General features: G+C 48.6%; 4 protein-coding genes. All 4 read right to left on the minus strand.

All coding sequences use genetic code 11. The features are described from left to right. Nucleotides 1–902: 902 nt before the first annotated feature. The 4 genes from ACN0IC_RS14525 to ACN0IC_RS14540 all read right to left on the minus strand — a co-directional run bounded on the left by ACN0IC_RS14525 (nt 903) and on the right by ACN0IC_RS14540 (nt 7,348). Entirely contained in the window at nt 903–1,430 is a 528-nt protein-coding gene (locus ACN0IC_RS14525) for a dUTP diphosphatase (protein ID WP_416879506.1), read from the minus strand. 461 nt (nt 1,431–1,891) lie between these two features. Then, entirely contained in the window at nt 1,892–2,137 is a 246-nt protein-coding gene (locus ACN0IC_RS14530) for a hypothetical protein (protein ID WP_416879507.1), read from the minus strand. Nucleotides 2,138–2,462: 325 nt separating this feature from the next. Next, on the minus strand, nt 2,463–5,903 hold the full coding sequence (locus ACN0IC_RS14535) for a reverse transcriptase domain-containing protein (protein ID WP_416879508.1): 3,441 nt from the start codon (nt 5,901–5,903) through the stop codon (nt 2,463–2,465). A 188-nt stretch (nt 5,904–6,091) separates the two neighbouring features. Beyond that, a complete protein-coding gene (locus ACN0IC_RS14540; protein ID WP_416879509.1) occupies nt 6,092–7,348 on the minus strand; it encodes a hypothetical protein in 1,257 nt (418 codons plus the stop codon). Nucleotides 7,349–7,827 lie beyond the last annotated feature (479 nt).

Below are 7,827 nucleotides of genomic sequence, written 5' to 3' on the forward strand. Positions count from 1 at the left end.
TGCTTCTCTAACTGCAACTGATAACTGTCCTTAAAACATGTGTAGAAGGATTTATGATGGTCCTTCTCGGTTACTTGAGAGACTGATGGAAATCCAGTCGAAATAGCCGCTGATGTGAAGGTGGAGTGGTGGGCACCTTAAAGGAAGAACGTTCACAGCTACAGAGTGTCGCCTGCGATTGCATCAACTTATTGGACAGGGTAGAGTGTAGCTGTATCGACTTACTTGCCACCTTAACATAACACACTGAATGATAATGTGTGGAAGAGATGGTGATGTTCTCCTCCTCTGCGGTCAACAACTAGTGAACATCCAAATTTCCAATTTACAGGCCACCACTTAATGGTTACTAGCAGCTGTATGTTTGGGTTAGTAGCGAGAATGTGTAGATGGCGTTTCAGTCACCTAACTCCTGATGAGCTGAGCTACATGAAAATGCCATTGGCGCTTGTTCAAGGATGTGTTGGGATGGGACTTTAGTCCTCCCAGCAGTCACATGACTTACCAAACTAACATTGCCAAATACACCATTCATTGCAGTGCTGGTGTCAGACTATCTTGACATGTGACAGGTTAAGGATTATACTGTCTCTTTGATGGGTAAGCTATCTGTTCCTTCATGCAGCATTGTCATTCATGTTACTACTCTGACGCACATACATGGGACTATTCATGTTTGCAATTTCTCACACTTTTCCTAATTACTATCTTGACAGTGAGTGACAGTTGACTGATTGGTGGATCATATAGGATTACTAACAATGAATGTAGTCAGTGTCTTGTGTCATAGAAATAATATTGGGGACCTAGTCATGAAGTCCATAAACGGATTCTAAAATGTTCAATGATTTCCTCTCTCTTTTGATTTTCATATTTTCTTTAAAGTTATTTTGTTTGGTTGGTTAAATTGTGTTTTCTACCGTAACCGTGGACTCTGGAGGTTCCGCAGGCACCGTCATCTGCTGCTCATCCTTCTCAACTGCTGCAGTCATCTCGCCCAGTGCTCGGTCATCTCTCATGGTCCGGTCTAACACTGCTTCCGGTTGCCAGGTCACCTGGTGCACCCGACGAACACAACATTGCACACATCTTTGCTTTTTCATTATTTTGAAAGGTTTGTTGGTGGAGTTATAGAGAAGTGCCTTTAATTGTCCTCGGTAATCAGAGTCAATCAGGCCGCCAGTGACTAAGATTCCACGACTAGCAAGCCCTGACTTAGACTTGATCTCTAGACAAAAACCTGGTGGTAAGGCACAGAAAATGCCAAGAGGAACCTGTGTTACAGAGTAGGGTTCCAGCTTCACAGTCAGCGCTGCTCTGAGGTCATGGCCAGCCGCTCCTTCAGACACCTTCTGGGGAATATATGAATCTTCACCTTTCTTGATCTTCACAGTGATCTTCCCTTCATGGCTCTGGCTGAGGTCTTCCATCTCATAGTCTCCCGTCTCATTCTGGAGGACTAAGATCTCCCGGGGCAGGCTCTCTGGTGAGGGCGGAGTGGTGTTCACTCCACAGCACGAACCCATGACCTGGTCCTCGTCTTCCAGCTGCTCTGACCCCTGTGATGAGCTCTCGGCGCTGGGTGGCTGGTGACTGGCAGCAGGCTGAGTGCTGCTCCCGCCCAAGTAGTGTGAGATGGGGACGTATTTCTTGCGAGCCCCAGTCACCGCTGCTGGCGGCGCCACTGCCTCCCTCTTCTCTCCTCGGGTCATTGCCCCCTTGCTTGCTGGGCCTGGTTCCTCACTCTCATCTCGGTTCCTCTTCCTTGCAGGAGGAGATGGGACAGGGAGCCCAGGCTGATGCATTCTTCTTCTCTCCACCTCCCAAAGTATTCCTGGTTTAGTTATCCCCTTGCCATGCATATGGTCCCTCAAGGCAGTATCCCGAGCCCTCAGGACTCGACCAGTTCCCAGGTCTGGGGGAACCGTAGGTCCGGCAGGGCGGCGAGGCCCGGCCACAAACCCTGGGATTGGAACTGCCTCAGCTCCTCCTTGTTCATCTCCTCCGCCCCAGACTTCGTCACGAACTTCCTCTTGTACACCTGGGGGAGGATGATAGATTTGGGCAGGAGCTTGAAGCTGATCTGGGAGCAGGAGAAGCCCTTCCCCTCGCTCACCGAACGCTTCGGCCTCTTCATCTCGCTCTTGGATTCCTCCCTGCTGTGGAAGGATCTCCTCTGGGTTAGCAGGCAGATTTGCAGGTGGGTCCATGAGGTCCCCTTTATACCTGGATAACATGGATACATGAGCTGGGAAACTCCTGGCTGATTCTGATCCTGCAGCTTTTATTTCATATTTGACCACCCCAGTTTTCTTCACAACTATCATTGGTCCAATCCACCTGTTGATCAGTTTCTTACTTTTAGTTGGGTTGGTTCTCCTACTGAAATACCACACTAAGTCTCCCACCTTATAGTCAGGATCCTTGTTTGAATACAGCTTCGCATTCCTTCTAATTGTTCTCTATACTTGATCCTTAATATATGCATAGATTTTGTGGAACCTTGCCAATGTCTCATCTGCTTGACTTTGCACAGTGTCATAGCGGGTCCTAGGCCTGGGCATGACAAGGTCAATCGGCAAGATCATTTCCCTTTGGAACATTGCATAGAAGGGTGTAGAGCCAGTCGATGAATGCACTTTACTGTTATAAGCCATGCAACACGGACCTATCCAACGCACCCAATCTTGGGTTCCTTCTGGTAAGAACTGGCGCAGCATCTGGCCTAAGGTCCTGTGAAATCGTTCCACAATGTTTGCATTTTTGGAATAAGGAATGCCTATGGCTTGATTGATGTCAAGCCTCTCCGTCAGCTGTTTCCAGATCGAGTTCACAAACTCCCCACCGCCATCGCTATACAAAGTCTCTGGCACTCCAAACACTGTGACCCACCTATCAATTAAAGCTTGAGCCACTACCTCAGCGTTCTTGGATTTTATTGGGGCAGTCTGAACATATCTGCTAAAACCATCTTCCATGGTAAGAATATATTTGTAGCCGTCCACGTTCTCGTTCAAGGGTCCAACCAGATCCACATAAAGATATTCACCTGTATATCCTGCCCTCCTGGGAATGTGGACTCCTGCAAATGGTTTTACTGTGGTCTTCTTGTGACAATCCAAGCACTGTGACACCAATCTCCTGAAATCTCCACTCAGTCCTGGGTAATGGAAATGCATGTGTGCTCTCGCCACACTGGATGCATGAGAAAAGTGTCCAGCACTGACATGTGCATGAGACCACTGAAATACTCTTGCCTTCAAGGCCTGAGGCACCAGCACCTGATGCTGCCCTCGGCCGTGGGATAAGTGTTCTCTCTCTCGGACCAACACTCCATCTGGCTGTATTTTCAGTTCTGGAAACATCTCAATGTATTTCTTTAATGACCAACTCAAATGTCTCCTGTCCTGTTGGTCTGGCACAGCCTCAGCTGTCACCCAGCCCCTTACTGTCTGTAGGTCAGAGTCGGCATCTTGAGCTTGTCTCAAAGAAATGGAATCTAGTTCTCCTTCATTCATCACAATGGAATCTAGCTGCATCACTGAGGTGAACTCTGTGCTGGTAGACAACTTCTTCTTCAGGTCGGCCGCCAGGTCCACAGACTGCTCAATCTCCTCCATCTCACTGGGGGTAGGAGGATCTAAGTGATCGGATCTAGAAACCGCATCAGCGTCACCATTCTCTACACCTGGAATGTGTTCTACCTCAAAATCATAACTGGTGATAGCCATGAGCCACCGCGCCAGTATTCCCTTTGGGTTCCTGATGGTGTAAAGGTGAGTGAGGTAAGTTGAGTCCGTTTGTACTCGGAATGGACGAAACCTCAAAATGTGCTCATACTTCGAAAGCCCATAAATCAAAGCTAGCATTTCTCCTTTCCACGAGGGATAATCAGGTTCTGCTCCTCGGGTTCCTCGTCCCTGGGCTGCGATGAACCTCTCTTTCCCTTGCTGAGGTTGAGTCAAAATGGCGGCAATACCATCCTTGCTGTAATCCAACCTCAAGATGAATTTCCCACTTTTCCCTCCCCACATAGGATAACTTCTTATTGGCTTAGTGAGGAACAGTTTTTTCAACTCATGGAAATTGTGGTCACATTCTGCATTCCAGTCTAACTGGTCTAGCCTCTTTTGCTTGTTCATGCAGGCAGTAAGTTTTGCATACTGGGGTATGAAGGATCTATAGTAACTGGTGAATCCTAAAAAGGTATTCAGTTGCTTAATGGTTCTGGGCTGAGGCCAACACTTAATTTTTTCCACATAATCTTCACGCATTTGAATACCCTTAGCACTTATATGGAATCCCAAATAATTTATTTCCTCTTCGAATAGAAAGGTCTTCTTTGGGTTGAGGCGAATTCCAGCCTCCAAGTGAGCAACCAGAGCCTGTTCTAAAGTAGACAGATGCTCATCGAAAGTTTGGCTTGCAGCCACAACATCGTCCAGGTAGGTAATCAACTGTTTGTTACCTAGGCTATCAATGACATCTCCCACGAATCGTGAATACACAGCTCCTGCATTGTTTAGCCCGAAGGGCATCCGGATAAATTTATACAAGCCAAAGGGTGTGATGAAACTCAAGTAATCCTGTGAACTCTTCTTTACAGGGATTATGTGATAGGCCCATCTAGCGTCCAACGATGAATAAATCTTTGCCCCTTGCAGCCTCTCCAAATTCTGATCAATCCTAGGCAGAGGGAATGAATCCCTCTTTGAACATGCATTGAGGGGCCTAAAGTCTACACACCACCGCGTAGAACCGTCAGGCTTCTTGACTGGAACCAAAGCATGAGCCCATTCACTCTTTGATGGGGCTATTACCTTTTCATGTGTCCAATCATGCACTTGTTTTTCTAAACTTTCCCTTTGGTTTGGATTTAAAGGGCGAACTTTAGCTTTGAAAGGTATTGCTCCTGGCTTCAATTTTACCTCGCATTGGATTCGGTCAGTTTTGCCTATGGTTGTTCCAGCTACTGTCGGCACACTAAATACTTCAGCATACTTATTGATCAGCTCTTTGGCTCGGTCAAGATTTTTCCCACCTCCTTGGAGTAATACTTTCTTTCCCTCGAGGTTGAGCTGGTCAAGGATGATCTTCCTTTCTGCCGGCGTCAGTGTGGTGGGTTTCTTGTTCCTCAAGGAACTCAAAGTCTCCTTGGGTTCCTCTTGCTCAGGGTGCTCAGCCTCTCCAGGGGTCAGCCGTCGGCAGTTCCCCAGCAGCACTCCCTTCCGCAATCCAACCACCTGATCAGACATGTTAAATATCCCCACTTCCCCTGTATCAGACTTGAAGTCATAGATTGCTGGCACCAGATGAACATCTTCCCAGCCTCTCAGCTCTTTTTCAAGCACGGCAATGCTACCTGATTGACCACTAACATGGATGAATGTGAGACTGTTTCCAGGCAAGTTCCTGTTCTGGAGATTGTAGATGGGTGGATATCGTTCTGCCCCAGGCAGATGTGTCCCCACCTGATCTAGCCCCAGAGTTGACAGCTCCGGATCCCTGTGTTCTGCACTGTCCCTGGCAGGCTCTGAGCCCCCTCCTGCAGTCCCCCATGCTTGATGCTCCGCCCTCGGACACCAACAGTGCTGGGAATCAGGATTAGATAATGCAGCCACCACAGGGATTCTCTTCCCTTCCACTTTTAACACTGGTGGATAAGAAGAGTTGATTAAATCCATTTTAATTTCTCTCATAAAATCAATGCCAATATTCACAGCCTCGTTCAGGCCAGAAATGACTCTTGGAGAAATCATATATTTCTTATTGACTCCTTTAATTCTAAATGGAATGGGATATAACACACCAAGCTCACATATAGATTGTCCTTTGCCCGCACAGCGGATTATTTTCTTATTTTGTGACTTGAACCTTATTTTGCATGTACCAGATTTAGACATGTGGTGCATCAATTCTGTTGAAATACAAAGAGAACCTTTCGTCGTATTCCCACTATCAGCCAATGCTCGTGTACAAATTCCCCCTAATTTCACCAATACCCTCGCCTTGGGGACATCGGGGTGATCTTGTGGAGCATTGCTGCTGGCTGGAGACGGACCAGCCGTAGATACTTCACCTTTAGCAACCTTTAGTTGGGCTGGTTGCCCGCCCTGGGCCGAAAAAGCTGTGGTCCTCTCTGGGGAGCTCCTTCAGCAGGCATGCACTGGTGACATCCACACCCGGTTGGGTCATGTCGAGGGAGTTGGGGGTACATCTGCTGGACACCACTTAAGGCCTCCTGGTCTGGTCCAGCTTCTGGCTGATGATACTCCTCATCCTCGTCTCCATCTTCTCCTTCCAGGCCATGGACACCCGGGCGGCGGGGAGGCGGTTTCCCCTTTCCACCTGGTGCTTGTTTCTTCTTTCGACAGTTCCTCATGAAGTGTCCTTTAGTACCACAGTTGTGACAGATTGCAGCTTTCTCCTTGTCGCTGCGTTCATCCTTCCCTCGGGCTCCTCCTTGGGCAGGGCGTGGGGCTGGTCCCTGGCGTCCTCCACCACGGCCAGCTCCTACAGGCCCTGCTCTCTGGGATTTGGTGTAGCAGTCCCGAGCGAAGTGTCCTGCTTTTCCACAATTGTGACACTTCATTCCTGCCTTCTTTGGATCCATGGCTTGCATCGACTCCCAGTCCATTGCCTCGTGTCCGTGGCCATGGGGAGCTGTTACACTCTTGTTCCACTGGACCATACTGGTGGCCAGGCCATCCAGATTTGAACCCTGCCCAGCGTTCATTAGAATGATCTCCCTCTCTCTGGCAACGACGGTGGCAGATGTGTTCCTGAGGTCTTCAGGGGTTGCAAGCACTGCTCGGATCATGTGAACTCGAACCTCCTTGCTATAGATTCCTTTGATGAACTCTTTTCGGAGCAGGCTGAAACTTTGCTGCTCAATCGGCCATGCTGCCGAAAACAAGGACTGTTTGATTCCACTGTACTCTTGGATGGGTTGCATCCGGGACTGGGTGTAGGCGTAGAACTCCAACTGGCTAACCTCGGATTCTTGTGCCGGTGAAAACATTGGGGTGACATGGTTTTCCCAAAACCTTCTCAGGTCCACACTGTTCTCAAAGGCCTCTGTTCCCAACCCGATGACTGTGGCTCTCTCCTGAGCCACTCCCTTGAAGGCTAAGAGGCCACACACTTTTATCCTCGTGAGTTTGTCCTGCCCCCCTGGCATGGCGAGGATAATGTCAGTGTGTGCCTGGGTCCACAAACTATTTGACAGGAAATACATGTGGAACCTCGACGAAAATGTCCTGAAACTCGAACTGGCTCCATCCCATGTGGGCAAGCTTGAGGTGATGTGGCTGAGGTTTCTGTCGAAGTTGCGTGCTTCGTCAGCCATCTTGGTGTTATTAGAGGATTCCTACACTGGCTCCTGGAAACTTGTATGCACCGCAGACTCTTGGTCCCAGCTACACACACAGGTCCTCGGACCACTGTAGTACTCGGGTAGCGTTGTGTCCTCGGACCACTGAACAGACAGACAGCCCACCACTTGGGTCCTGTATGCTTCAGTGCTTGTTCTGACTTACACTGGGGACCTACTCCGGAATATGCTGCGTAGAACCAGCAATTGTCTGTGAGTAGCTAGTCCCTCTCACACTCAGCACCTGCTCCTATTCTGAGCAGTGTGTGTGTGTGTTATCAGTGTGTAGCCGCGTAGATACTGGGATTCTGGGTCCCCTCGCTGGCCACTACTTAACAACTCAAGCTTCTGCGGTAAACTAAAACTTTATCTCTAAGACAGCATGCCATGATACAAATGAAGGTGATGAACAGTTAATGTCTCTTACTTACAGCCCTGGATGGCAACTACACAGT

The sequence above is a fragment of the Litorimonas sp. genome, from assembly GCA_029936425.1.
Lineage (GTDB): Bacteria > Pseudomonadota > Alphaproteobacteria > Caulobacterales > Maricaulaceae > Litorimonas.

What these genes read in the sequence shown, in the direction of transcription:
- ACN0IC_RS14535 (WP_416879508.1), bottom strand. Translation starts at nt 5,903, where the DNA reads ATGTCTAAATCTGGTACATGCAAAATAAGGTTCAAGTCACAAAATAAG.
- ACN0IC_RS14530 (WP_416879507.1), bottom strand. Translation starts at nt 2,137, where the DNA reads ATGAAGAGGCCGAAGCGTTCGGTGAGCGAGGGGAAGGGCTTCTCCTGC.
- ACN0IC_RS14540 (WP_416879509.1), bottom strand. Translation starts at nt 7,348, where the DNA reads ATGGCTGACGAAGCACGCAACTTCGACAGAAACCTCAGCCACATCACC.
- ACN0IC_RS14525 (WP_416879506.1), bottom strand. Translation starts at nt 1,430, where the DNA reads ATGGAAGACCTCAGCCAGAGCCATGAAGGGAAGATCACTGTGAAGATC.